Origin of the sequence: uncultured Veillonella sp., assembly GCF_963534045.1 — a bacterium.
GTDB lineage: Bacteria > Bacillota > Negativicutes > Veillonellales > Veillonellaceae > Veillonella.
In genome coordinates this window covers 98,385-120,454 of record NZ_CAUSQT010000001.1, presented here as the reverse complement: position 1 = coordinate 120,454, position 22,070 = coordinate 98,385, and the positions used below count along the sequence as shown (strand labels likewise).

The window sequence follows — 22,070 nt, the reverse complement described above, 5'->3', positions numbered from 1 at the left end:
TTTTTATGATAATAAATATTGATAATTGAATTCCTAGTATAATAGTACGTATTTTGATAAAAATGATAATTTGTGCATTCTCAATTATTGAAAGATATATTTAAATTTATAAATGAAAAGAAATATCAAAATCATGATAAACATAGACTTTATATGATAAAAAGGAACAATTGTTATGCAAAATAATATACAAGATTTTATCATTTTCGTTTGACTTTCAATTATTATTGTGTGATAATGAGAACAGAAGTTAAGGCAAGTGCCTTTTTAAATGATAATAATAAGTTTTCTTTTATAATGTTCCTATGGAGGTTTATCATGAGAGTTATTGCTGATGGTTGCATTAAATGTGGTTCTTGCGCATCTGTTTGCCCAGTTTCTGCTATTTCTGAAGGCGAAACTAAATATGAAATCAACGATACTTGCATCGATTGCGGTTCTTGCGAATCCGTTTGCCCAGTATCTGTAATTTCCGCTGAGTAATCACAAATAAAATACGCCCCTCATTGAGGGGCTTTTTATTTTGCCTAAAATCATGTAACTTAGTATAATAGGACTATTAAGATATATATTATTAAAAGGGAGTATAACTTGTTTTATTTAATTGCAATCATTTGGCTTGTATTGGATCAAGCTTCTAAATATTATGTGATGAACCATTTTGCTCTTGGCGAATCAATACCGGTTATTCACAATGTGTTTCACCTTACCTATATTATTAATCGTGGTGCAGCCTTTGGCATGTTGACAAATCAGCGGTGGTTCTTTTTAGCCGTTGCTTTTGTATTAATTATCGTATATGGCTTCTATCGTAAGCGTGTTAATAATGGTCCACTTTCATTACGAGTCGGAACTGCATTGTTAATTTCAGGAGCTATAGGTAATGGCATAGATCGATATGTACTACATGGGGTAGTAGACTTTTTTGATTTTAGAATTTGGCCTATTTTTAATATTGCGGATATTGGTATATGTGTAGGCGTTGTATGTGTCATATACTATTTACTAACATCTGAACATGAGGAGAAATAGATGAACGAATATAAAGTATCTTTGGAACAAGAAGGAAAGCGTCTTGATGTATTTCTGACGGATGTGATGGAAGGTTCTCGTAGTTATATCCAGAGTCTTATCAAATCTGGTCATGTTTTGGTAAATGGCAAGGTTGGTAAGGCTAATTTACGCCTTAATGTAGATAGCACTATTTCTGTAGATATTCCGGAACCAGAATCGGTAGAAATTTTACCGGAGAATATTCCTGTTGAATATCTTTATGAAGATCATGATATTATTATCGTCAACAAGCCTCGTGGCATGGTTGTACATCCAGCAATTGGTAATTACTCAGGAACGCTAGTGAATGCTTTGCTTTACCATTGTAAGGACTTATCTGGTATTAATGGTGAAATTCGCCCTGGCATCGTACATCGTTTAGATAAGGATACATCTGGTGTCATGATGGCTGCTAAAAATGATGCAGCTCATATTGGTTTAGCTGAACAGGTGAAAGCACACAGTGCTAAACGAACATATTTAGCTCTCGTTCAAGGCAATATCGTGGAGGAAAAGGGGATTATTAAGGCTCCTATCGGTAGACATCCTAAGGATCGCATGAAAATGGCTGTAGTGTTTGAAAACAGTAAGGAAGCAGTGACTCATTTTAGAGTGTTAGAACGTTATGGATATCATACATTAGTGGAATGTGTGTTAGAGACGGGGCGTACTCATCAAATTCGCGTTCACTTTGCGCATATTGGACATCCAGTTGTTAACGATCCTTTTTATGGATATCGCCGCATGGACTTCCCTATAGAGGGACAAGCACTTCATTCTCATACATTGGATGTGGTGCATCCAATTACAGGTGAACCTATGCATTTTGAAGCACCTGTACCGGAGGACTTTCAAAATTGTATCGCCTTCGCTAAGGAATATCGAGAACGTAGATAAGGGATAAGACTATGGAAACAAAACGTATTTTAATGGATGGAGACGCCATTAGACGTGCCATTAGACGTATTAGTCATGAAATATTAGAACGCAATAAGGGCCTTTCAAATGCAGTTATTGTTGGTATTGAACGACGTGGCGTTATGCTAGCTAAACGATTGCAAAGTGAAATTGAATCTATTGAAGGCCTTCATATTGAGTGTGAACCTTTAAATGTAGCCATGTATCGCGATGATCGGGATACGCGACCTAAGGAAGGGGAACTTTGCTCTATTGATACTACAGAAAAAACCATTATCTTAGTAGATGATGTTTTGTATACAGGTCGTACTATTCGTGCTGCTTTAAATGCATTGATGACATCTGGTCGTCCTAAATCTATTCAACTAGCAGTATTGGTAGATCGAGGCCATCGAGAATTGCCTATACGCGCTGATTATGTGGGGAAAAATATCCCTACGTCTCATTTGGAAAAGGTACGTGTACAGGTTCAAGAATTAGATGGCTCTGATGGCGTAACTATCGAACAATAATAGGTAGATATAACAAATCGACATATGAAAAGACTCGACGTACATGGTCGAGTCTTTTTGGTAGGGGCATATAATATGTTAAGGCTATATTGTCATAATCTATATTTCAATATATTGTGGGGAATAGCGGAAATCTTCATGTCCAGTGCGCGCCCTAGGGGCTTTAAAACTATAAGCCTGTAGATCAGTAGCCTTCGTATCGATTTCCATCATTCGGCGACCAAAATCGGAAACTATGGTTGATGATTTAGCCCATTTTTGAATAAGCGGAATGCTCGGTGTATTGTGCTTTAACCACGTGCGACCGCGCTGATTAAATGCTAATAATCGCGCGTATTGAGGACCTAGTATATGAGCTTCTTGTAATATTGGCTTAGTGATTTGTAGCGCCGTATAGGCTGCCATGCGACGTAGTCTTGCATAGGTATAGCGTTTTGTCTTTATCTCTTCCAGTGCGTGCGTCCAGCTTACTTGCTGCATAGCCTTGTGCCAACGATGTTCAATGCCTTCCGTAAAATCTCCATATGTTTCTAATTCTGCAGCTGAAAGTAAGCGATTGAGGCCATGCAGAATATCATTGTATCTTTCGTAGTCCACATAGGCACCATGTGCTATGACCTTGTGCATATCATCTATGATAGCATGTGGTACATAGGCATCGATGGTTGTGCCTTCTACGAGTGCCTTACGTAATGCGGTCCCAGAAGGAAAATCTTGGCCTTGAGAGAGGGTAGGACTATGATGTGATGATTGTCTAGTAATGGGAATGACCATAAGATTAGTGAAATACCGTTGGGCAGCGCGAATATATTCAAGGCCTAGTAGTGAGTTTGGCGCATTGTTAATGAGTTCTCCATTTGGTACATACTTAGCAATTACTTGGCGTAATGCTGTACCATAAGAAATACCGGTTTTTATATGGTGTTGAATGGCATCTTGTCCTTGTGGCGTATTTAGAAATTCAGCGGCTGTGTGTAATATGGCATTATCGTCAAGCTCAGAGCCAAAGGAAATGCTATGAATGTGTAGCGCTTTCATAAGTCGCACCGCACCGGTACAAAATAGTTCTGCACTGCCTAGAGAATAGACAGTAGGTAATTCGATAACGACATCGGCACCACCATGAATAGCCCATCGAGCACGGTCGAATTTGCTAAAATACGCAGGCTCGCCCCGCTGTACAAAGGAACCGCTCATAATGGCGATACGCAATGCATCAGGATAGGTAGTACGTAATGTATGTAGTTGATGCGCATGGCCGTTGTGAAACGGATTGTATTCACAAATAATACCGATTGATTTCATCGTAGTTCCTTTCATAGGTTTATTTTCTATTATTATATAATAAATTAAAGAATTTATATAATGGGTGGCATGTGTAATGTATGGAATTTTTGACCTTCTTGTTAGGAATTATAGAATTTCTTGTGAAAGTACTAGAATGGGAGGCGGTGTAATGGTATAATTATCTGTGAATTCTGATTTGACGTGAGGTGATTTGATGAAAGTACAGTGGAAACGAGCGTTACAGACCATCGTGTTAGGTACATCCTTATTGGCTTTAGCCGGATGTGGTTCCGATAATGTGATGGATATATATAGCTTTGGTAATCAAGTCATTCGTTCCGGTCAATCGGAAGTGACTGTAGCCTTACCATATGAAATGGGGAAAACATCAGAAACGACGAGTGTCGATGGATACCCTATGGATGCGTATGGTAGCCTAAGCCAACATATGTTGATTTCTGTAGAGGCCCGTCAACCGGCACCGAATAAAGCGTTGCCAACGGTTGCACAGTTTGTGGATCAAAAGAAATCTGAATATGCAAAATTGGGTGCTACTGTTAATGTGGAATCCATTGATTTAAATGGGGTGCAAGCACAGCTCATTACTGGTGATTTTTACGTTAACAAAATTAAAACTAGTTTCTCTCAATATGTCTTTATGGATAAGGGCGTATTGTGGAATATAACCTATAGATATCCTACGGATGATCAAATAGGCGCTGATATCAGCAAACAAATTAAAGATAAGATTTACGTTACGCAAAAGAAAGAGGGTTAATCAATGAACGTATTAGTAGTTAACTGCGGTAGTTCTTCCTTGAAATATCAATTACTTGATATGACAAACGAAACTGAATTGGCGAAAGGTTTATTTGAGAAGATCGGTGATCAAGACGCTATCTTCACTCATAAACGTCCAAACGCAGACAAATTAGAACGCGTTGAACCAATTTTGAATCACAAAGAAGCATTACGCATCTTGCTCGACATCTTAGTTGATCCTGAATTTGGTGTTATCAAATCTATGGATGAAATCGATGCAGTAGGTCACCGTGTAGTACATGGTGGTGAAAAATTCGCTGATTCCGTATTGATTACACCTGCAGTAATGGAAGCTTTGGAAGAATGTGCATCCCTTGCTCCATTGCATAACCCACCAAATATCCAAGGTATCGAAGCTTGCCAAGCTATCATGCCAAACGTACCACAAGTTGCTGTATTCGATACTGCATTCCACCAAACAATGCCTAAAGAAGCTTACATGTATGCGCTTCCTTACTCCTACTATGAAGACTACGGCATTCGTCGTTATGGTTTCCATGGTACATCCCACAAATATGTAGCACAACGTTGCGCAGAATTGATGGGTAAACATATGTCTGATCTTCGCATCATCACATGTCACTTGGGTAATGGTTCTTCCGTATCCGCTATCAAAGGTGGTCGTTCCATCGATACTACAATGGGCTTCACTCCATTGTCCGGTTTGATCATGGGTACTCGTACTGGTGATATCGACCCTGCTATCGTTCCATTCTTGATGGATAAAACAGGCATGTCTTATGAAGAAGTTGACCGTGTTATGAATAAAGAATCCGGTGTATTGGGTATTTCCGGTGTGTCCAATGACTTCCGCGTAATCGAAGAAGCTGCTTCTAATGGTAACAAACGCGCTCAATTGGCTCTTAACATGTTCCACTACAAAGTTCGTCGTGTAATCGGTGCGTTCGCTGCTGTTATGGGCGGTGTTGATGCTATCATCTTCACAGCTGGTATCGGTGAAAACGGTATCGGTAACCGCGATGCTATCTGTAATGGCTTGGAATACCTTGGCACACGTATTGACCCTGAACGCAATAATATTCGCGGTAAAGAACAAGAAATCAGTGCTGAAGGTTCTAAAGTAAAAATCTTCGTAATCCCTACAAACGAAGAAATCATGATCGCTCGCGATACTCAACGTATTACAAGCGCTTTGAAAAAATAATATAACCTCTTAATGGTTATCTAAACTCTTATATAGAAACCTCGCTTATATCTTAGATATAGGCGGGGTTTTTGTAGTTTTTCAGAGCTGAATCCTATATAATAAATAGTATGCAGAGTCTATTGAAAGGGGTTACGTATGAATATTTTATATAGTGAACAATCTCAGCGCACCCGTAGTGCAGAATTATTAGTAGTGGTATTTGTTATTTTGTTGGTGGGGGCTATGGTTTTTACCACCTATAGAAGTTTTGCGCAGGGCCATATATTACTTTCAGAATATTTCATAGAAATCATGGCGCTCATTGTCATTGTTAAACAAGCTGTGAGCCGCTATACATATATATTGACGGATTCTGAATTTATCATCAAAGAAAAATCCTTTTTTAGAAAACGTACATTTTCTGTAAAATATGATGATATTGATGGTATTTATGCGTATAATCGCGATTTTCTAACGAATTTACGTTATCGCTATAAATATAGAAAATGCTCTACCTCTGATGATAGACCGATTTGGTTCATGGTATATTCCATTACTAAAGGGAAAAAGGTTCAATATGGCCGTGTTATGTTGAAAGCAGAGGATGCATTCTATGAAACACTAGAACAGTTTGTACCTAATCGTGTGCGCGTGCCAGAAGCAGATGTTATTTTCTATGCTACGGTACGTGCTGATGCGGTAAAACAAGGCATTGATGTTAAGGAATATTATGACAGTCTAATTAAAAGTGCGGAAGAACAGGAACAAGAATGAGCGGATTATATTTAGCAAGTCAATCACCAAGACGAACGGAATTATTGCATCAAGTGGGTATAGACCATACTGTTGTTACTAGTTCTTATGTAGAAGATAATGTAGTGATTACAGATCCTATTGAAATGGTGAAAGCACAAGCTCTTGGTAAAGCGCGCTGCGCAAATGATGTGCCTGATGGTAGCATCGTACTAGGTGCTGATACAATTGTTGTATTTGATGGAAAGGTGCTAGGGAAACCGCATAGTAAGGATGAGGCACGTACAATGCTTCGTACATTATCTGGTCAAGTTCACTCTGTTATTACCGGTGTAGCCTTACTCATTAAGGGACGCGAAATCGTCTTTCACAATGAAACAAAGGTGTATTTTAAAACGCTGCAGGATTTTGAAATCGAGTCATATATCGACTCCATGGAACCGATGGATAAGGCTGGAGCCTATGGCATCCAAGGAAAGGGCGCTTTGTGGGTTGATAAGATTGAAGGGTCCTATACAAATGTTGTAGGGTTGCCTGTAGAACATGTATATGAAGAATTATGTAAAGCATTAGGTGTAAAGTCTTAAATTAATATTGATGGTCATGTTAACACATCAAATAGATATTCTAATGTTATGGTAGAAATATGAGGCTGATTTGTTTATGTATTGTAAGAATGGAGAAATTCAATGCAAATCAGAACTATCAGCGTAAAAGATATGTTGCCATTTCAACGGCCACGTGAAAAATTCGTTGCTCTAGGGGCTAAACAAATGGCGATGGAAGAATTATTGGCTATATTATTACGTACCGGTTTAAAAGGTCAATCATCAATTGATTTAGCACATACGATTATCGATTCTTTCACAGATGGCATTCATGGGCTAAACCATATGACCGTTGATGATTTAGTAAAAATTAAGGGCGTTGGTATCGATAAAGCGGTTACTATTTGTGCTGCTGTAGAGTTAGGGCGACGTTTGGGTGAGTTAAAAATCACCTCTACATACGAAGATTTTTCTCAGCCTTATGTTATCGCTCAATATGTAATGGAACGCTTGCGCCATGAAACAGAAGAACATGTATTAGCGGCTATGTTGACGTCTCGGAATAAATTAATTCACATCGAGACCATATCTAATGGAGGCCTCACATCGAGTCTTGTAGAGCAACGGGCTGTTTTTAGAAAAGCCATTGCTTGTAATGCAGCCGCTATTATTTTGATTCACAATCATCCATCCGGCGATAGTAGACCTAGTGATGATGACATACGTGTTACCAAGTTATTTGTTAGTGCTGGACAATTTATGGGCATTCCAGTCTTAGACCATATCGTCATTGGTGATGGCGAGTTTACAAGCTTGAGTGAAATTGGTAAATTAAGCTAGTTGTGGTAAAATGGAATGATGATGTAATGAAGGAGATTAGCATTATGAATTCCATTTTACCGTCTTTTGGAAAAGACGTGAGTATCGATATTGGTACGTCTATGACACGTGTCATGGGGGGCACGCGCGAGACCATGATGAGTGAGCCCTCCATTGTGGCTACTGATACAAAATTAGATAAAATTGTTGCTGTCGGTGATGATGCAGATCGCATTGTACGACGCATGCCTGATATGTGGATGGAGTTGACACCGCTACAAGATGGTTTTATCGTCGATTACCGCGTAATGCATACGATGTTAAAATATTTTCTTCACAAGGTATCTAATACATTGCGTAGATCTCGTGTACTCGTTGGCGTTCCTTGTGGCATGACTGATGTAGAACAACGGGCCATGATGGATGCCGTAATCCAAGCAGGCGCGCGGGAAGTCTTTCTGATTGAACGCCCGGTGGCTGCCGCTATAGGTTCCGGTTTACCAATTTTTGAGGCTCGTGGATCTATGGTTATTGATATTGGTGAAGGTACTGCCGACATGGGGATTATCTCATTAGGTGGCACGGTTATTAGTAAGACGATACGGTTTGGCGGCGGCGATTTAGATCGCGCCATCATGCAATATATTAATCAGTGTTTTGGTTTAATGGTATCCGAGCAAACTATAACGGATATTAAACATGCTATAGGTACTGCGGTTCTACCTGCGGAGGATTGTGAGTTTTCCTTTACTGGTCGCGATATGACAAGTGGTATAGTTAGACGCGCTGTACTTCATCAATCTGAAATCTACGAAGTGATTAATAAACGCCTTGCAGACTTTTTAGATGCAATCCAACAAATGATACGCGTTACGGCCCCTGAGTTAGTGGCTGATATTATGCAGCATGGGATTTTGTTAACAGGTGGTATGGCTCGTTTGCAGGGGCTAGCAGAGCGAATTAGCTCCGAAATGGGGGTGCCTGTTCAGGTTGCTTCTGATCCAGAATTAAAGGTCGTACAAGGTTTGCATCGTAGTTCGGGTCAAATTGTAGAATTAGCTCGTTTTATTATTAATTCAAAGGATAGAAGGGGACGTGTATGATACAGTCAGATCGTAAATTATTAATCTTTGTTGTCCTCGGCTGTATTATCATGGCCCTTCTTGGTTTTGCCTGGAAACAGCGAACTAGTATCCCCTTTGTAACCGTACCATTTGAAAAAATTGTTACCCCATTCACATATGGTTCAGCTCGTGTGCTTTCAACGATTCAAACCGGCATACGTATCATTGATAATGCTATATCGGGTTTTGTTGAAAGCAATGATAAGGATAATACCATTGCAGATTTGCAACAAAAGGTACTAAATCACGATGAAGTTGTGGCGGAAAATATTCGCCTTCGTCAGATGCTTAACTATAAATCGTCCCATCCAGAGTTTACAATGACCTTGGCGGGCATTATTACTAAGGATTTCGGTACATGGTCAAATACATTTACAATTGACCGCGGCGAGAATGACGGTATACAACCTAATATGGCCGTTGTCGTACCAAGTGGCGTTGTGGGCTTTGTTACCGATGTATATCCTAATTCAGCGCGTGTTCAAACTATTTTGGATCCTCGTAGCGCAATTGGTGTTATTGTACAGCGTCCGGAATCACGCTTGGCCGGTGTGGTAAAAGGGGATGGTAATCATCCTAATGAGCCAATGATGGTCAATATTGCACGTGATGGTGATGTCCTTGTAGGCGATAAATTAATTACATCTGGTTATGGTGGAATTTATCCAAAGGGCCTGTTAGTGGGTAATGTATTAACCATTACAAATGATACAGAAGGTTTCGTGAAAAACGCGGCTATTCAACCGAGCGTTGATTTTAATCGCTTAGAAGAGGTGTTTATTATTACTGCCTCTACAGTGCAAACACCAGATAAAGCAAAATTAGAACCTAAATTAGTTCCTCAAACGCAACGTGACCAAGTGCAAGGGGCTAAAGGAGCGGTAAATCAATGAGATATATTGCATTAATTCTCGTGTGTTGTGCTTTGTATTTTATACAGGCTCAATTATTACCGGCCATATTTCATACGAATTGGCTACCCAATTGTATACTGACTGCTGTAGTTTTAGTCACGATTTTTAAAGGTCGAAAAATGGGGCTTATCGCTGCTGCAGTGGGTGGATCCATTCACGATATTTTGATATCTAACTTTTTTGGATTACATCTCTTTCCGTACATTGTCGTAGTATATCTATTGTCTCTTGTAAAAAGTAGTGTATACGAAGAGCGTTGGTACTGGTCATGCGGCATTATCGGTGTTTGTACAATTCTAGATGGAATTATGCGCTGCATCATGATCGGTGCCAGTGGTGGTGATATCCAATTCATTTCTTACATGGGGCATATGGTGATGCCAACTGTATTTTGGAATGCCATATTAGGTGGTATAGGCCATAAACTCATGGGCCTTATGGAAGAAAAAGAGGATTATATTTGGTAGTATTGCTGATTTAGTAAAGCATATAAGGGGAATCATAGGTGCTTGAAAGTTTATATAAAAGAAAAAAAACGAGCCGTTTTGATGTGCTTTTCTATATTGTAATGGGTATCTTCGTTATTCTAGGGCTCCGTCTATTTGCTATGCAAATATTAGAAGGTGGTTATTATCAAGCTAAAGCAGAGGGTAACCGCTTGCGCATTGTACCTATGACTGCTGCTCGTGGGGTTATGTATGATAGAAATGGTCAGATTTTAGTCGGTTCTAGACCGGCCTATACCATTTCTATTATGCCTAATGGCAAACCTTTAGATGATGATGAATTGGCTAAGCTAGCTACATTGTTACATAAAAAGCCAGAAGAAATTCAAAAAAAGGTAGAAGACCACAAACATGGTTATGAACCGATACGTATAGCTAACGATATCTCCATGGACGTGGTGACTAGTATCGAAGAACATCGTCATGAATTGCCTGGTGTTTCTATCGATGTAGAACCGTTAAGATATTATCCATATGAAACTATGGCATCTCAGCTATTTGGGTATGTTGGTGAAGTAAGTGAAGATGAACTAGCAGAAATTAAGGAACAAGATCCTAATACAACGGTTGGTGCTGGATCTATCCTAGGCCGTGCTGGTTTAGAAAAATTATATGATTCAGTGCTTCGTGGCGTTGACGGTGGCAAGCAATTAGAGGTTGATGCGTCTGGCCGACCTGTAGCAGAGGTCGATCGCAAGCATACTGTACCGGGTTCAAATATTCATCTTACTATTGATGTGAATATTCAAAAAGCGGCAGAAGAGGCTGTTAAAAAGGAATTGGATCAGTTGCGTAGTTCAGGTGCAACGGGTGCAGCCGTGGTTGCATTAGACCCTAATACTGGCGCGGTTCTTGCCATGGTAAGTGCACCAGAATTTAATCCTAATTGGTTTGCCAAGGGCATTACATCGACTCAATGGAATCAATTGAACAATGACAAAAGTCATCCTTTTGAAAATAAGGTCATTGCTGGTGAATATCCACCAGGATCACCTTTTAAAATTGTAACTGGTACAGCTGCATTAGACTTGAAAAAGGTAACTCCTGATGAAATGATTTTTGATAGTGGGAAACACTGGCTCATTGATAAGAGAAATGCAGAAGGCGAAGCATTGGGTTGGTTGAATTTTAATCGCGCTTTGGCTAAGTCTGATAACGTGTATTTCTATGAAATGGGTAATCGCTTAGGTATTGAAAACATCGATACCTATGCTCATTACTTTGGCTTAGGTGAAAAAACAGGTATTAATCTTGTTGGTGAAGCAGCCGGTAATGTGGCAAGTCCAGAATATAAACGGAAAGTATTTGATCAAGATTGGTATTTGGGCGAAACCTTTGATGCGGCTATCGGGCAATCATTCCATTTGGTAACGCCATTACAGATGGCTGTACTTCTCAGTCAAGTGGCGAATGGAGGTACTCGTTACCAACCGTATGTGGTGAGTCGTGTTGATAATCCCGATGGGACACCAGCTGAAATTTTTGGACCTAAGAACCTAGGCGTACTTCCAGTACCTAAAAATATTATGGACCTTATTCGAGAAGGTCTTCGCGATGTAACTAGCGAAGGTGGTACGGCTGGTGAATTGTTTAAAGGCTTCCCTGTTGCTGTAGCAGGTAAAACAGGGACTGCGGAAAACGCACATGGCCGAGATCATGGCTGGTTTGTTGCGTATGCACCATATGATAAGCCTCAAATTGTCGTCGTTGCTCTCGTTGAGCAAGGTGGTTTTGGTGCAGGTTCTGCAGGACCGATTGTACGGGATATTTTGAGTGCCTATTTTAAGGTGCCTACTAGTGGTTCAAAAACGACTGACACAAAAACAACTGATACAAAAATAACAACCAATAAAAAAGAAACACAGGAAATTAAGCCAAGTGTAAAGGAATAGGAAGGATATACAATGGGGGATATAATCGGTCTTATCTCAGGTAAAGGTGGCGTAGGTAAAACGACGATAACAGCCTGCTTAGGGGCTGCGCTTAGCGAACAAGGATATCGAGTTCTTCTTTGTGATGGCGATTTTGGTTTGCGCGACTTAGATATTATCTTGGGAAAAGAGGATGAGGTATGTTTTGATGCATATAATGCATTAGAAGATAAATCCATGGCTGATGATGTAGTCATGAAAGTTCAGGATAATCTATATTTTTTGCCAGCTAGTCAAAGTGTGCGCTGGGAAGATATGGGACGCAAAAAATATCGAAAACTTGTAAGCCACTTAGCTAAGTCTTATGATTATGTACTTGTAGATTGTCCTGCAGGTATCGGTCGTGGGTTGGAATCTATTGTAGAGCTAGCACAGCGGTTTCTAATTGTTACTCAACCTTTGTGGGTGTCCATACGAAATGCAGCACGTACTATTCAATTCTGTCGTGAATATGGCCATCGTGATTATGCCGTTGTATTTAATGCAGTCCGTACGGATCGGGATATGCCGAATATGTATGATATGCTCGATGCACTCGGTGCTGAATATGTGGGCTCTATATTACCTTATGACACACAAATACTAGATAATACACAGGATGGTGTACTCATTCAAGATATGCCAAAAGCATATCGCCATATGCTAGCTCCTGTAGTAGAGTACATAACCTCTGGAGATGCTTGGGATGAACAAGAACTTATTGAGCGCTTCAACGAAGTGACGACTGTAAAAGTTACAGAACCTTCTGTGACGGCCACATTAGCTCAGCCTGTTGAGTCCGATGATGATAATTCTACTAATCCTGTAATATATACAAATTCTTGGTCTACGCGAAATCGACTTCTTTCTGGTAAAGAAAGTATGTGGCGTCGGGTTCGTATAAAGTAGGTGCCATATGTTACAAAGAATTTGGCGTGATTGTGATTGGACAATCATCATATGTACACTATTACTTGTTGCCATGGGGGTAGTTGCCATCGGTAGTGCCACCCATATTAATCAAACAGGACTTCATTTTTCCACACTAGTAGCGAAGCAACTAATCTTCTTTCTTATTAATGTGGCCCTTGTGATTGGTATTCAATTTATGGATTATCATAAATTAAAAGATTGGGCTAACGGCATATATATAGTAACGATTATGTTGTTGTTAGCCGTAATCTTTGTAGGGACATCTGCCTTAGGTGCACAGCGTTGGATTCAGTTAGGGCCTATTACGCTGCAACCATCAGAGTTTTCTAAATTACTGATGATTATCTGTATGGCAAAGATGTTAGAGTCTCGTTACAATAAATTAGATACCTTTAAATCTCTTGTTGTGCCTATCTTATATGTAGGCATACCTATTTTGCTAGTATTCATGCAACCAGACTTGGGAACGTCCCTCGTTTATATAGCGATTTTTGTGGGCATGCTCTTTGTTTCTGGCATACGATTGCGCTTAGTTCGTATTATCGCTACGGTAGGCGTTTTACTAATGCCGTTGGCTTGGTTTGTGTTGAAAGACTATCAAAAGCAGCGGATTCTCGTATTTATGAATCCTGATATCGACCCATTTGGTTCTGGATATCATATCATTCAGTCTAAGATTGCTATTGGTTCAGGCACTATATTTGGTAAAGGATTATTTAATGGTACACAAAGTCAGCTAAACTTTTTGCCTGAAAATCACACAGATTTTATTTTTTCTGTTATAGGTGAAGAGCTTGGTTTTATAGGCTGTATCTTTGTATTAATTCTTTTATTTATGCTTATTTATCGAAGTATAAAGGTGGCGTATTCATGTAATGACCGCTTCGGTATGTTATTGGCTACAGGGATTGGATCCATGTTATGCTTCGAGGTATTGGTCAATGCGGGGATGACCATGGGGATTATGCCGGTTACAGGCATACCATTGCCATTTATCAGTTATGGTGTTAGTGCGTTGACCACAAATATGATTAGTGTTGGTATTTTATTAAATATATCAATGCAGCGTAAAAAATATATTTTTTAGTTATGATTCTAATTTAGAAATGAGTTTGAAAGAAGTCTTTCACAAAAGACGGAGGATGTATGATTCAATTAGATACGTCATGGTTACAACATGTCCAAAAACCAGCTCGTTATACGGGCGGCGAATATAACAGTATAGTGAAAGATCACAGTACTGTTGATATAACTATGGCGCTAGGATTTCCCGATGTGTATGAAGTGGCTATGAGTCATTTGGGCATCAAAATTCTATATGGTTTAGTCAATCGCCGTGAAGATGCAGTAGCAGAGCGTGTATTTGCACCATGGCATGATATGGAAGAGGAAATGCGAAAACGCAATATTCCTTTATTCTCTTTAGAAACCCGTACGCCTATTAAGGACTTTGATGTACTTGCATTCACACTACAATATGAGATGAGTTTTACCAATATTCTAAATATGCTAGATTTAGCAGGTATACCGATGTATGCAAAGGATCGGGATATGGATTTTCCATTGCTCGTATGTGGTGGACCTTGTGCGTATAATGTGGAACCAATTGCGGATTTCTTTGACATTGTGTCCCTTGGTGAATCCGAAGAATGGGGCGATGAGTTTATCGACCTATTGAAAGCCGAAAAAGCGAAGGGATTCCCTGGTGGTAAAGAAGCTTTCTTGCGAAAAGCAGCACAAATTCCCGGTACCTATTGCCCAGCATTATATGATGTAGAGTATACGGAACAAGGCGATTTTAAATCGATTACACCACGCTTTGAAGACGTACCTGCTACGATTCAAAAACGCATCATAGAAGATGTAGAACATGTATTTTTCCCTACAAAACCGGTGGTACCATTTTTGGATATCGTTCATGATCGGGCTGTTCTTGAATTATTCCGTGGCTGTACGCGAGGTTGTCGATTCTGTCAGGCCGGTATGCTCTATCGTCCTGTTCGTGAACGAACACCTGAACGGTTGTTAGAAATTGCAAAAGAAACGATTGCTAATACAGGTTACAATGAAATCTCTTTGATGAGTTTAAGCTCTGCTGACTACTCAAAGTTACCAGAACTGGTAGATATGCTCATGGAAGAGTTTAAAGACAAACAGGTTAGCGTCAGCTTACCATCATTGCGTATCGATAGCTTCTCTATCGATATTGCTAAGAAGGTACAACAAGTGCGTAAGAGTGGTCTTACCTTTGCACCAGAAGCAGGTTCTCAACGCATGCGCGATGTTATCAATAAAGGTGTTAGCGAAGAAGATTTGCTAGCCGCTTGTACAAATGCTTTTAAATCCGGATGGAACACGGTAAAGCTATACTTCATGATGGGATTGCCTACTGAGACTGATGAAGATTTAGCGGGTATTGCTAATTTGGCGTACAAGGTGCTTGATTTGCATCGCGATATTACGGGTAAGCGCAATGGTAGCGTAACCGTTAGTGTATCGTTTTTCGTACCAAAAACACATTCTCCATATCAATGGTATGGCCAACAAGATGTGGAAGAAATCCATCGTAAGCAAAAATATTTAAAATCGCTTATTAATAATCGCAATATTTCCTACCATTATCACGATGGCTATACCGGTTATATGGAGGCTGTATTTGCCCGTGGGGATCGTAGATTATCCAAAGTATTAGTAGAAGCATGGAAACTCGGTTGTAAATTTGATGGCTGGACTGAGTTCTTTAGCTATGAAACATGGTTACAGGCTTTTGAAAACTGCGGTATTGATCCTGCGTATTATGCGCGTCGCACCCGTGATTTTGATGAGCCATTACCATGGGATCATTTGGATTGTACCGTGAGCAAGGCTTTCTTACAACGCGAATGGGAACAGGCCGTTGCTGAAAAATTGACACCAGACTGCCGTCGTGGACCATGTAAGGGTTGTAATGTATGCCCTGAATTAGATACGGCTATTGTAGATTATAAGGAGGGTGGCAGAGTTGAAAAAATTACGTTTGGCCTTACATAAAGGCGAAGAATTACGATTCTTGTCCCATCTCGATTTTGCACAAGCCGTAGAACGCATGATTCGCCGTGCAGAAATCAAAATGGCCTATTCCGAGGGCTTTAATCCGCACATGAAAATTAGTTTTTCTTCTGCACTAGCACTAGGTGTAACGGCAGAAGCAGAATATATTGATATGGATGTGTTGGAAGATGATAGCTTAGAGTCTATTATGGCGCGATTAAATGCAGTGGCTCCTCGTGGACTTGAGGTTCTCGGTGGTAAGGTCATGCCTGATAAGGTTAAGAAGATGATGGCCATCTGCAATTACGCAATCTACGAAGTAACAGGTCCTGTAACGGAACAGAATGTGGACTGGGATAGCTTACTTAAGCCTTTTAATGAGGCTACTGAAATTCCCTATGAAAAGGTTACCCCTAAAAAGACGCGTATTATCGATGTAAAAGAATTCGTAAAAGAACCGATTGTAGCGTCCGTGCACGATGGTATGGTGACACTAACGATGGGGATTGGTATCTATCCACAAGGCACTATAAAACCGAGTGAAGTATGGAATCTTGGCAAGGATCAATATAATTGGCCTATTACTTCTGGTTACGAAATTCACCGTAAAGCGATTATGGTAGAAAATGAAGAAGGTCGTTTTACACCATTAGAAATTAATTATTAAGGCTATGTTTTTGATTTGGCATATACTACAGTTAAACTGAACAGAAGGGAGGGATAGGATGCATAAAATTTTGGTCAATGTTATGCGCGAGGAAATTCGCATGGCTGTCATCGATGAAAAGGAACAGCTTATAGATTTTGTTTTGGAACGCACTGATGAGTCTCACATGGCGAATCATATGTACAAGGGTACTGTTAAAAATGTTTTGAATGGAATGCAAGCTGCTTTCGTTGATATTGGCGGTTCTCAAAATGCTTACTTGAACCTTCAACAAGGTAAGGAACAGAAAATATTGCCACGTCTATCTGTGGGGCAACAAATTCTCGTTCAAGTGGTGAAAGAAGAAATGCTCGGCAAGGGGGCACGCGTTACAGCAGATGTAAGTTTAGCGGGACGATTTATGGTATTACTACCATATTCTGAAGGTATGCATATTTCCAAAAAGATTACCGATGAATTTGTACGTGCTAAATTACAAGAGTTGGCGGCGCCTTATGTAAAAGAAGGTTGTGGATTCATTATCCGTACGGCTGCAGCTAAGGCCAGTGCCGATGAAATCGCTCGTGATATGGACTACTTATGGCGCACATGGCAACATGTGTTAAAGCGATTTAAGGTTGCCAAAAGTGGTACAGATCTTTACAGTGATGCAGATTTTTGGTTCCGCCTTGTGCGTGATTACGCGCATCGCAATGTAGAGGAAATCATCGTTGATTCTGATATGGGCGAATCTCGACTGTTGGATCTTTTAGGACACGGACCTACCTCTCAACAAATCAAAGTAACACGCCACCGAGATAGTACTCCTATCTTTAAAGCGAACCACATTGAACCTCAATTAGAAGATCTTATCGCTCGTGATATTAATCTACCTTCTGGTGGCTCTATCCGTATCGATCATACGGAGGCCCTTACCGTATTTGATGTAAACTCGGCTCACTATACAGGGAAATCGAATAAGCTAGAAGATTTAGCTTTCACAGTTAATAAAGAGGCAGCCAAAGAAATTTGTCGCCAATTGCGCTTGCGCGATATCGGTGGTATTATCGTCGTCGATTTTATTGATATGAAGGATAAAGAGCATCAACAAGAGTTATTAAAATTATTGAGTGCTCAGGCTAAACTAGATAAGATGAAAACCGTTGTCTGTGGTATTAGTTCGCTCGGTTTAGTGGAGATGACGCGAAAGCGTGCACGCCAAGGGTTACAAACCTTGATGTTTGATACATGTCCACAATGTGGCGGTACCGGATATATGTTGTCTGGTAGAACTGTATATATGCAGATTGTACGTCGAATCCGGGAACTATTTAAATCTGGTCGCATTAAATCCAATTTAGAAATTGAGGTCCACCCAGAGGTGGCACAATATCTAACCAAATCTGTGCTCGATGATTTAGGTGCTTCTATTGGTCGGAGTATTTCAATCGTAGTGAATCCACAAATTAGCCGGGAAGGGTATTCCTTGATGGCTGTAGCAGAATAAGTAAGTCGTATGTTGATAGGTGAGTATCGTGTCTGTTTTTGAAATCATTTTAATTAGTATTGGTCTAGCGATGGATGCCTTTGGCGTTTCTATTGGCAAAGGTTTGACTATGCCAGTAGGCGAAAATGGTCGAAAAGTGACCTTAGCCTTTTTATTCGGGCTATTTCAGTTTCTTATGCCCGTTATAGGATGGCTTATTGGTCGTCAGTTTATCGATGTTATCTCTGAATGGGATCATTGGATTATCTTTGGCCTTTTAGGATATCTTGGGATTGCTATGATTCGAGAAGGTCTTAGTGATGACGATGATGAAAATGATGATAAGCAATTCTTAGGCGCTTGGGAAATGATTATGCTCTCTGTGGCAACGAGTCTTGATGCGATGGCTGTAGGTTTAACCTTTGCCTTTTTACCAATCAATGTATGGGAGGCATCGACTATGATTGGTGTTATTACCTTTGGTATATCTTTGATTGGTGTATATTTAGGTAAATTCATGGGCCAATTCGTAGGAAAATATGCAGACATACTCGGTGGAGGCGTCCTAATTCTTATCGGTACTAAGATACTCTTGCAACACCTTGGTATTATCGGATAATTTTAAACGTTGTATATATATGAAAGTGTCAGAAACTGAGCGTATATAAGAGGATTTGTATTTGACATAGATGTGTAAATACGATATACTATATCAGTATTAGTTCGGTTTACTGAACTTTGCAATCCGCGTGAAGCAGGTTTAAACGCCCGACCGATGTTCGGGTCGGGATACCGAATTCAGCGAGTTCGATAACAAGGAGGTGTTCTCATGTACGCAATTATTAAAACTGGTGGTAAACAATATCGCGTTGCTGAAGGCGATGTAATTACTATCGAAAAATTGGAAGCAGCTGCTAACGATTCCGTAACATTCGAAGAAGTTTTGACTGTAGTGAATGACGGCGACGTTAAAGTTGGCGCTCCTCTTGTAAACGGTGCAAAAGTTACAGGTACAGTTCTTGAACATGGTAAAGGTAAAAAAGTTTTAGTATTCAAATACAAAGCTAAATCCAACTACCGTCGTCGTCAAGGCCATCGTCAACCGTTCACAAAAGTTCGTATTGAATCTATCCAAGCTTAATTATGGTTTCCATTGGAATCCAGCGAAACAAGGATAACCAAGTCATTGGTTGTCATATGTCCGGTCATGCAGGATATGATGAACATGGCTATGATATAGTGTGTGCAGCAGTATCTGTATTGTCTGCTACAGCTATATTAGGGCTTACCAAAATTGCAAAGCAACGCGGTGAGTTTTCCAATAGCGAAGGCCAATGTGATATGGTCCTCTCTGGTGAAATAACCCGGAGTGGTCAGGATATATTAAATACTATGCTTCTCGGACTAGAAGAAATTAGTAAACAGTATCCAAAGTTTGTCCAAATACACGAAATATAGGAGGTGAACTTCATGTTTACTTTTGATTTGCAATTGTTCGCACATAAAAAAGGTGTGTCCAGTACTCGTAACGGTCGTGATAGTGAATCTAAACGTCTTGGTGTTAAATGCCATGATGGTTCCATCGTAAAGAGCGGTAACATCATCGTTCGTCAACGTGGTACTCACTTCCACCCTGGTACTAACGTAGGTATCGGTAAAGATGACACTTTATTCGCACTTGTGCCAGGTAAAGTAGCATTTGAACGTGCTGGTCGTTATAACCGTAAAGTTAGCGTATACCCTGTAGAAGCTTAATTTTACATAGACTATTAATCCCTAGTGGTTTTCCACTAGGGATTTTTTGCTTTTCTGTAGTATGTGTGTGTTATAGAAATATTATAATTAAGGTTAGCATTATTATTTTGACAATGATATAATATTAAAAATCATTATAGATTGAAATAACTGAATAACTAGTCACAGTGAGGCGATGCTTTGTTTTAATATACATAAGATGAGATAGGGGACTTTATGACACTACTAGAATTATCTAATATATCTTATATTGTAAAAGACAAGTCGATTATCCGCGATATATCACTATCGGTAAATCAAGGTGATTACATTACTATTGTAGGCCCGTCTGGAAGTGGTAAAAGTACACTTTTAAAATTATGTAGTAATCTGATTAGTCCTACATCGGGGACTATTACTTATAATGGACGTGATTTAGCTACTATAGAGCCTGAAAGCTATCGTAAAGAGGTGGGCTATTGCTTTCAAAGACCGTATTTGTTTGCGAAAACAGTACGTCGCAATATTCTATTTCCTTATGATATTCGCGGTTTAGAACCGGATATGAATCGTATAGAATATCTCTTTGACCTACTACATATGCCTCTAAATTATATGGAGCGCCGTAATGATGAGTTATCCGGCGGTGAAATGCAACGAATATGCCTTATTCGGAGCCTTATTTTTGAGCCTAATGTGTTACTTTTGGATGAGGTGACATCTGCCTTAGATGCGACGAATACATCGATTGTAGAAAATGTTATTGATGAGCTTCATAAAAAGGGAATCACGATTATCTCCATTACTCATAATGAAGAGCAAAGCTTGCGTATTGCTAATCGCCGTATCACTATCGTAGATGGTCAATTAGCTAAAGAGGAGGTACTGCGATGAGTCAGTTTCACAGTATTTCTACTATGTCCTTGTGCCTTGCATCCGTACTAGTTATTATTAGTATGTTCATGTCCTATCGGCAGGAGTTGAAATTAGAGAAAGATATTTTTATAAGTGCTTTGCGCGCTACAATACAGCTATTTGTCATAGGTTTTATTTTAGCTTATATTTTTAGTACCGAAAGTCCTATATTTATAATTGGGCTGTTAGGCTTTATGGCTATCAATGCAGCCTATAATGCTTCTAAGCGCGGAAAAGGAATTCCTTATGCTATATGGATTTCTTGGTTTGCTATAACCGTAGGCGCAAGTATTACTTTAATAATTCTGCTTTTAACGGGCGTGCTTAACTTTACTGCTTATCAAATGATTCCTGTTGGTGGTATGGTCATTAGTGGTGCTATGGTAGCGATTGGGCTTTGTTATCGCCAAATGCTATCAAATTTTGAATTGCGTCAACAAGAGGTAGAGGTTAAATTAGCCCTAGGAAGTACACCTAAGCAAGCGTCAAAAGCCATCGTACGAGATGTTATAAAGACTGGGTTGCAGCCAACTGTGGATAGTGCTAAGACTCTAGGCATTGTATCTTTGCCGGGGATGATGACAGGCCTTATATTGGCTGGTATGCCACCACTTGAAGCGGTAAAATATCAAATGATCGTTACATTTATGAGTTTATCTACCATTTCTATCGCCTGTTTTATCACATGTCAATTAGCGTATAGAACATTTTTTAATAATAGAAATCAATTAAATAGGTAAGCTTTTATGCTTTATATATATTTTTATAGTACAACAATAAACCACCTGATATGGTATTAGAAACTGAACTTAACCCTACAAATAATGCTATTTCTTTAGAACGTTTACCAGCTGTAAAAAATAATCATGTATTGCAGGTAGATAGTACATTGTGGATGGCTCATGGGATTATAGCTAAAGAACGGGCTATGAAAAATCTCTATGATGCGTGGAGAAAAGTATCAAATTCCTATGCTTTTTAGTAGGAATAGTGGTATACTTAGTACAGTATCA

At 39.6% G+C, this 22,070-nt stretch carries 26 protein-coding genes; 25 read left to right on the top strand and 1 reads right to left on the bottom strand.

Annotation, left to right across the window (positions count from 1 at the left end; genetic code table 11):
* The first annotated feature begins 318 nt into the window (after positions 1 to 318).
* The 4 genes from RYP29_RS00655 to pyrR all read left to right on the top strand — a co-directional run bounded on the left by RYP29_RS00655 (position 319) and on the right by pyrR (position 2,483).
* The gene (locus RYP29_RS00655; RefSeq protein WP_005386021.1) at positions 319 to 483 is read left to right on the top strand and encodes a DUF362 domain-containing protein; all 165 of its coding nucleotides are present in this window, start codon (positions 319 to 321) and stop codon (positions 481 to 483) included.
* Positions 484 to 573: 90 nt separating this feature from the next.
* On the top strand, positions 574 to 1,032 hold the full coding sequence (gene lspA, locus RYP29_RS00650) for a signal peptidase II (RefSeq protein WP_311531532.1): 459 nt from the start codon (positions 574 to 576) through the stop codon (positions 1,030 to 1,032).
* A complete protein-coding gene (locus RYP29_RS00645; protein ID WP_311531525.1) occupies positions 1,033 to 1,950 on the top strand; it encodes an RluA family pseudouridine synthase in 918 nt (305 codons plus the stop codon). It begins immediately after the preceding gene.
* A gap of 11 nt (positions 1,951 to 1,961) precedes the next feature.
* Positions 1,962 to 2,483: a bifunctional pyr operon transcriptional regulator/uracil phosphoribosyltransferase PyrR gene (gene pyrR, locus RYP29_RS00640; RefSeq protein WP_311531523.1), complete on the top strand. Its 522-nt coding sequence runs from the start codon at positions 1,962 to 1,964 to the stop codon at positions 2,481 to 2,483.
* Between the two features lie 99 nt (positions 2,484 to 2,582).
* Here pyrR and RYP29_RS00635 read toward each other — a convergent pair whose 3' ends face one another.
* A complete protein-coding gene (locus RYP29_RS00635; protein WP_311531522.1) occupies positions 2,583 to 3,788 on the bottom strand; it encodes a nucleotidyltransferase family protein in 1,206 nt (401 codons plus the stop codon).
* 196 nt (positions 3,789 to 3,984) lie between these two features.
* Here RYP29_RS00635 and RYP29_RS00630 point away from each other — a divergent pair, with 196 nt between their 5' ends.
* The 21 genes from RYP29_RS00630 to RYP29_RS00530 all read left to right on the top strand — a co-directional run bounded on the left by RYP29_RS00630 (position 3,985) and on the right by RYP29_RS00530 (position 22,039).
* Positions 3,985 to 4,548, top strand: a complete 564-nt coding sequence (locus RYP29_RS00630) for a hypothetical protein (RefSeq protein ID WP_009661597.1) — start codon at positions 3,985 to 3,987, stop codon at positions 4,546 to 4,548.
* 3 nt (positions 4,549 to 4,551) lie between these two features.
* Positions 4,552 to 5,757, top strand: coding sequence for an acetate/propionate family kinase (locus tag RYP29_RS00625; protein ID WP_227041523.1), 1,206 nt, complete (start codon positions 4,552 to 4,554; stop codon positions 5,755 to 5,757).
* Positions 5,758 to 5,895: 138 nt separating this feature from the next.
* Positions 5,896 to 6,513: a hypothetical protein gene (locus RYP29_RS00620; RefSeq protein ID WP_311531521.1), complete on the top strand. Its 618-nt coding sequence runs from the start codon at positions 5,896 to 5,898 to the stop codon at positions 6,511 to 6,513.
* Positions 6,510 to 7,079 (top strand): nucleoside triphosphate pyrophosphatase, encoded by a 570-nt coding sequence (locus tag RYP29_RS00615; protein WP_005377410.1) that lies wholly within the window; start codon positions 6,510 to 6,512, stop codon positions 7,077 to 7,079. Before RYP29_RS00620 ends, RYP29_RS00615 begins: the two co-directional genes overlap by 4 nt.
* A 102-nt stretch (positions 7,080 to 7,181) precedes the next feature.
* Positions 7,182 to 7,880, top strand: a complete 699-nt coding sequence (radC, locus tag RYP29_RS00610) for a DNA repair protein RadC (protein ID WP_311531519.1) — start codon at positions 7,182 to 7,184, stop codon at positions 7,878 to 7,880.
* Between the two features lie 44 nt (positions 7,881 to 7,924).
* Positions 7,925 to 8,962 carry a rod shape-determining protein gene (locus tag RYP29_RS00605; protein ID WP_311531517.1) on the top strand — a complete coding sequence of 346 codons (1,038 nt, stop codon included), beginning with the start codon at positions 7,925 to 7,927 and terminating at the stop codon, positions 8,960 to 8,962.
* Complete coding sequence (mreC, locus tag RYP29_RS00600; protein ID WP_005377430.1) at positions 8,959 to 9,876, top strand: rod shape-determining protein MreC; 918 nt, start codon at positions 8,959 to 8,961, stop codon at positions 9,874 to 9,876. Before RYP29_RS00605 ends, mreC begins: the two co-directional genes overlap by 4 nt.
* Positions 9,873 to 10,364 (top strand): rod shape-determining protein MreD, encoded by a 492-nt coding sequence (mreD, locus tag RYP29_RS00595; RefSeq protein ID WP_275249265.1) that lies wholly within the window; start codon positions 9,873 to 9,875, stop codon positions 10,362 to 10,364. The genes mreC and mreD overlap by 4 nt, the downstream gene beginning before the upstream one ends.
* A 38-nt stretch (positions 10,365 to 10,402) precedes the next feature.
* Entirely contained in the window at positions 10,403 to 12,295 is a 1,893-nt protein-coding gene (gene mrdA / locus RYP29_RS00590) for a penicillin-binding protein 2 (protein WP_311531514.1), read from the top strand.
* Positions 12,296 to 12,307: 12 nt separating this feature from the next.
* A complete protein-coding gene (locus tag RYP29_RS00585) occupies positions 12,308 to 13,222 on the top strand; it encodes a P-loop NTPase (protein WP_005382591.1) in 915 nt (304 codons plus the stop codon).
* A 7-nt stretch (positions 13,223 to 13,229) separates the two neighbouring features.
* On the top strand, positions 13,230 to 14,333 hold the full coding sequence (gene rodA, locus RYP29_RS00580; RefSeq protein WP_005377365.1) for a rod shape-determining protein RodA: 1,104 nt from the start codon (positions 13,230 to 13,232) through the stop codon (positions 14,331 to 14,333).
* Positions 14,334 to 14,392: 59 nt separating this feature from the next.
* The gene (locus RYP29_RS00575; RefSeq protein WP_311531513.1) at positions 14,393 to 16,276 is read left to right on the top strand and encodes a TIGR03960 family B12-binding radical SAM protein; all 1,884 of its coding nucleotides are present in this window, start codon (positions 14,393 to 14,395) and stop codon (positions 16,274 to 16,276) included.
* Positions 16,248 to 16,943, top strand: coding sequence for a TIGR03936 family radical SAM-associated protein (locus RYP29_RS00570; protein WP_311531511.1), 696 nt, complete (start codon positions 16,248 to 16,250; stop codon positions 16,941 to 16,943). Before RYP29_RS00575 ends, RYP29_RS00570 begins: the two co-directional genes overlap by 29 nt.
* Before the next feature lie 58 nt (positions 16,944 to 17,001).
* Positions 17,002 to 18,429 (top strand): Rne/Rng family ribonuclease, encoded by a 1,428-nt coding sequence (locus RYP29_RS00565; protein WP_311531510.1) that lies wholly within the window; start codon positions 17,002 to 17,004, stop codon positions 18,427 to 18,429.
* Positions 18,430 to 18,457: 28 nt separating this feature from the next.
* Positions 18,458 to 19,027 (top strand): manganese efflux pump MntP family protein, encoded by a 570-nt coding sequence (locus tag RYP29_RS00560; protein WP_311531508.1) that lies wholly within the window; start codon positions 18,458 to 18,460, stop codon positions 19,025 to 19,027.
* Positions 19,028 to 19,237: 210 nt separating this feature from the next.
* A complete protein-coding gene (gene rplU / locus RYP29_RS00555) occupies positions 19,238 to 19,549 on the top strand; it encodes a 50S ribosomal protein L21 (protein ID WP_005377353.1) in 312 nt (103 codons plus the stop codon).
* Positions 19,550 to 19,551: 2 nt separating this feature from the next.
* Positions 19,552 to 19,866 carry a ribosomal-processing cysteine protease Prp gene (locus RYP29_RS00550; RefSeq protein ID WP_105084698.1) on the top strand — a complete coding sequence of 105 codons (315 nt, stop codon included), beginning with the start codon at positions 19,552 to 19,554 and terminating at the stop codon, positions 19,864 to 19,866.
* 12 nt (positions 19,867 to 19,878) lie between these two features.
* Positions 19,879 to 20,163 (top strand): 50S ribosomal protein L27, encoded by a 285-nt coding sequence (gene rpmA, locus RYP29_RS00545; RefSeq protein WP_004696430.1) that lies wholly within the window; start codon positions 19,879 to 19,881, stop codon positions 20,161 to 20,163.
* Between the two features lie 216 nt (positions 20,164 to 20,379).
* A complete protein-coding gene (locus RYP29_RS00540; RefSeq protein ID WP_311531505.1) occupies positions 20,380 to 21,036 on the top strand; it encodes an ATP-binding cassette domain-containing protein in 657 nt (218 codons plus the stop codon).
* Positions 21,033 to 21,797, top strand: a complete 765-nt coding sequence (locus tag RYP29_RS00535; RefSeq protein ID WP_118353686.1) for an ABC transporter permease — start codon at positions 21,033 to 21,035, stop codon at positions 21,795 to 21,797. The genes RYP29_RS00540 and RYP29_RS00535 overlap by 4 nt, the downstream gene beginning before the upstream one ends.
* A gap of 50 nt (positions 21,798 to 21,847) precedes the next feature.
* Positions 21,848 to 22,039, top strand: coding sequence for a hypothetical protein (locus tag RYP29_RS00530; protein ID WP_182448383.1), 192 nt, complete (start codon positions 21,848 to 21,850; stop codon positions 22,037 to 22,039).
* Positions 22,040 to 22,070 lie beyond the last annotated feature (31 nt).

Excerpts from the sequence above, each read along its gene's own strand:
- RYP29_RS00655 (WP_005386021.1), top strand. The coding sequence starts at position 319 with ATGAGAGTTATTGCTGATGGTTGCATTAAATGTGGTTCTTGCGCATCT.
- RYP29_RS00585 (WP_005382591.1), top strand. The coding sequence starts at position 12,308 with ATGGGGGATATAATCGGTCTTATCTCAGGTAAAGGTGGCGTAGGTAAA.
- radC (WP_311531519.1), top strand. The coding sequence starts at position 7,182 with ATGCAAATCAGAACTATCAGCGTAAAAGATATGTTGCCATTTCAACGG.
- RYP29_RS00605 (WP_311531517.1), top strand. The coding sequence starts at position 7,925 with ATGAATTCCATTTTACCGTCTTTTGGAAAAGACGTGAGTATCGATATT.
- mreC (WP_005377430.1), top strand. The coding sequence starts at position 8,959 with ATGATACAGTCAGATCGTAAATTATTAATCTTTGTTGTCCTCGGCTGT.
- mreD (WP_275249265.1), top strand. The coding sequence starts at position 9,873 with ATGAGATATATTGCATTAATTCTCGTGTGTTGTGCTTTGTATTTTATA.
- RYP29_RS00620 (WP_311531521.1), top strand. The coding sequence starts at position 5,896 with ATGAATATTTTATATAGTGAACAATCTCAGCGCACCCGTAGTGCAGAA.
- RYP29_RS00550 (WP_105084698.1), top strand. The coding sequence starts at position 19,552 with ATGGTTTCCATTGGAATCCAGCGAAACAAGGATAACCAAGTCATTGGT.
- RYP29_RS00645 (WP_311531525.1), top strand. The coding sequence starts at position 1,033 with ATGAACGAATATAAAGTATCTTTGGAACAAGAAGGAAAGCGTCTTGAT.
- rplU (WP_005377353.1), top strand. The coding sequence starts at position 19,238 with ATGTACGCAATTATTAAAACTGGTGGTAAACAATATCGCGTTGCTGAA.
- rodA (WP_005377365.1), top strand. The coding sequence starts at position 13,230 with ATGTTACAAAGAATTTGGCGTGATTGTGATTGGACAATCATCATATGT.
- RYP29_RS00615 (WP_005377410.1), top strand. The coding sequence starts at position 6,510 with ATGAGCGGATTATATTTAGCAAGTCAATCACCAAGACGAACGGAATTA.
- RYP29_RS00575 (WP_311531513.1), top strand. The coding sequence starts at position 14,393 with ATGATTCAATTAGATACGTCATGGTTACAACATGTCCAAAAACCAGCT.
- RYP29_RS00625 (WP_227041523.1), top strand. The coding sequence starts at position 4,552 with ATGAACGTATTAGTAGTTAACTGCGGTAGTTCTTCCTTGAAATATCAA.
- RYP29_RS00630 (WP_009661597.1), top strand. The coding sequence starts at position 3,985 with ATGAAAGTACAGTGGAAACGAGCGTTACAGACCATCGTGTTAGGTACA.
- RYP29_RS00540 (WP_311531505.1), top strand. The coding sequence starts at position 20,380 with ATGACACTACTAGAATTATCTAATATATCTTATATTGTAAAAGACAAG.
- RYP29_RS00635 (WP_311531522.1), bottom strand. The coding sequence starts at position 3,788 with ATGAAATCAATCGGTATTATTTGTGAATACAATCCGTTTCACAACGGC.
- RYP29_RS00565 (WP_311531510.1), top strand. The coding sequence starts at position 17,002 with ATGCATAAAATTTTGGTCAATGTTATGCGCGAGGAAATTCGCATGGCT.
- pyrR (WP_311531523.1), top strand. The coding sequence starts at position 1,962 with ATGGAAACAAAACGTATTTTAATGGATGGAGACGCCATTAGACGTGCC.
- RYP29_RS00535 (WP_118353686.1), top strand. The coding sequence starts at position 21,033 with ATGAGTCAGTTTCACAGTATTTCTACTATGTCCTTGTGCCTTGCATCC.
- rpmA (WP_004696430.1), top strand. The coding sequence starts at position 19,879 with ATGTTTACTTTTGATTTGCAATTGTTCGCACATAAAAAAGGTGTGTCC.
- RYP29_RS00530 (WP_182448383.1), top strand. The coding sequence starts at position 21,848 with ATGGTATTAGAAACTGAACTTAACCCTACAAATAATGCTATTTCTTTA.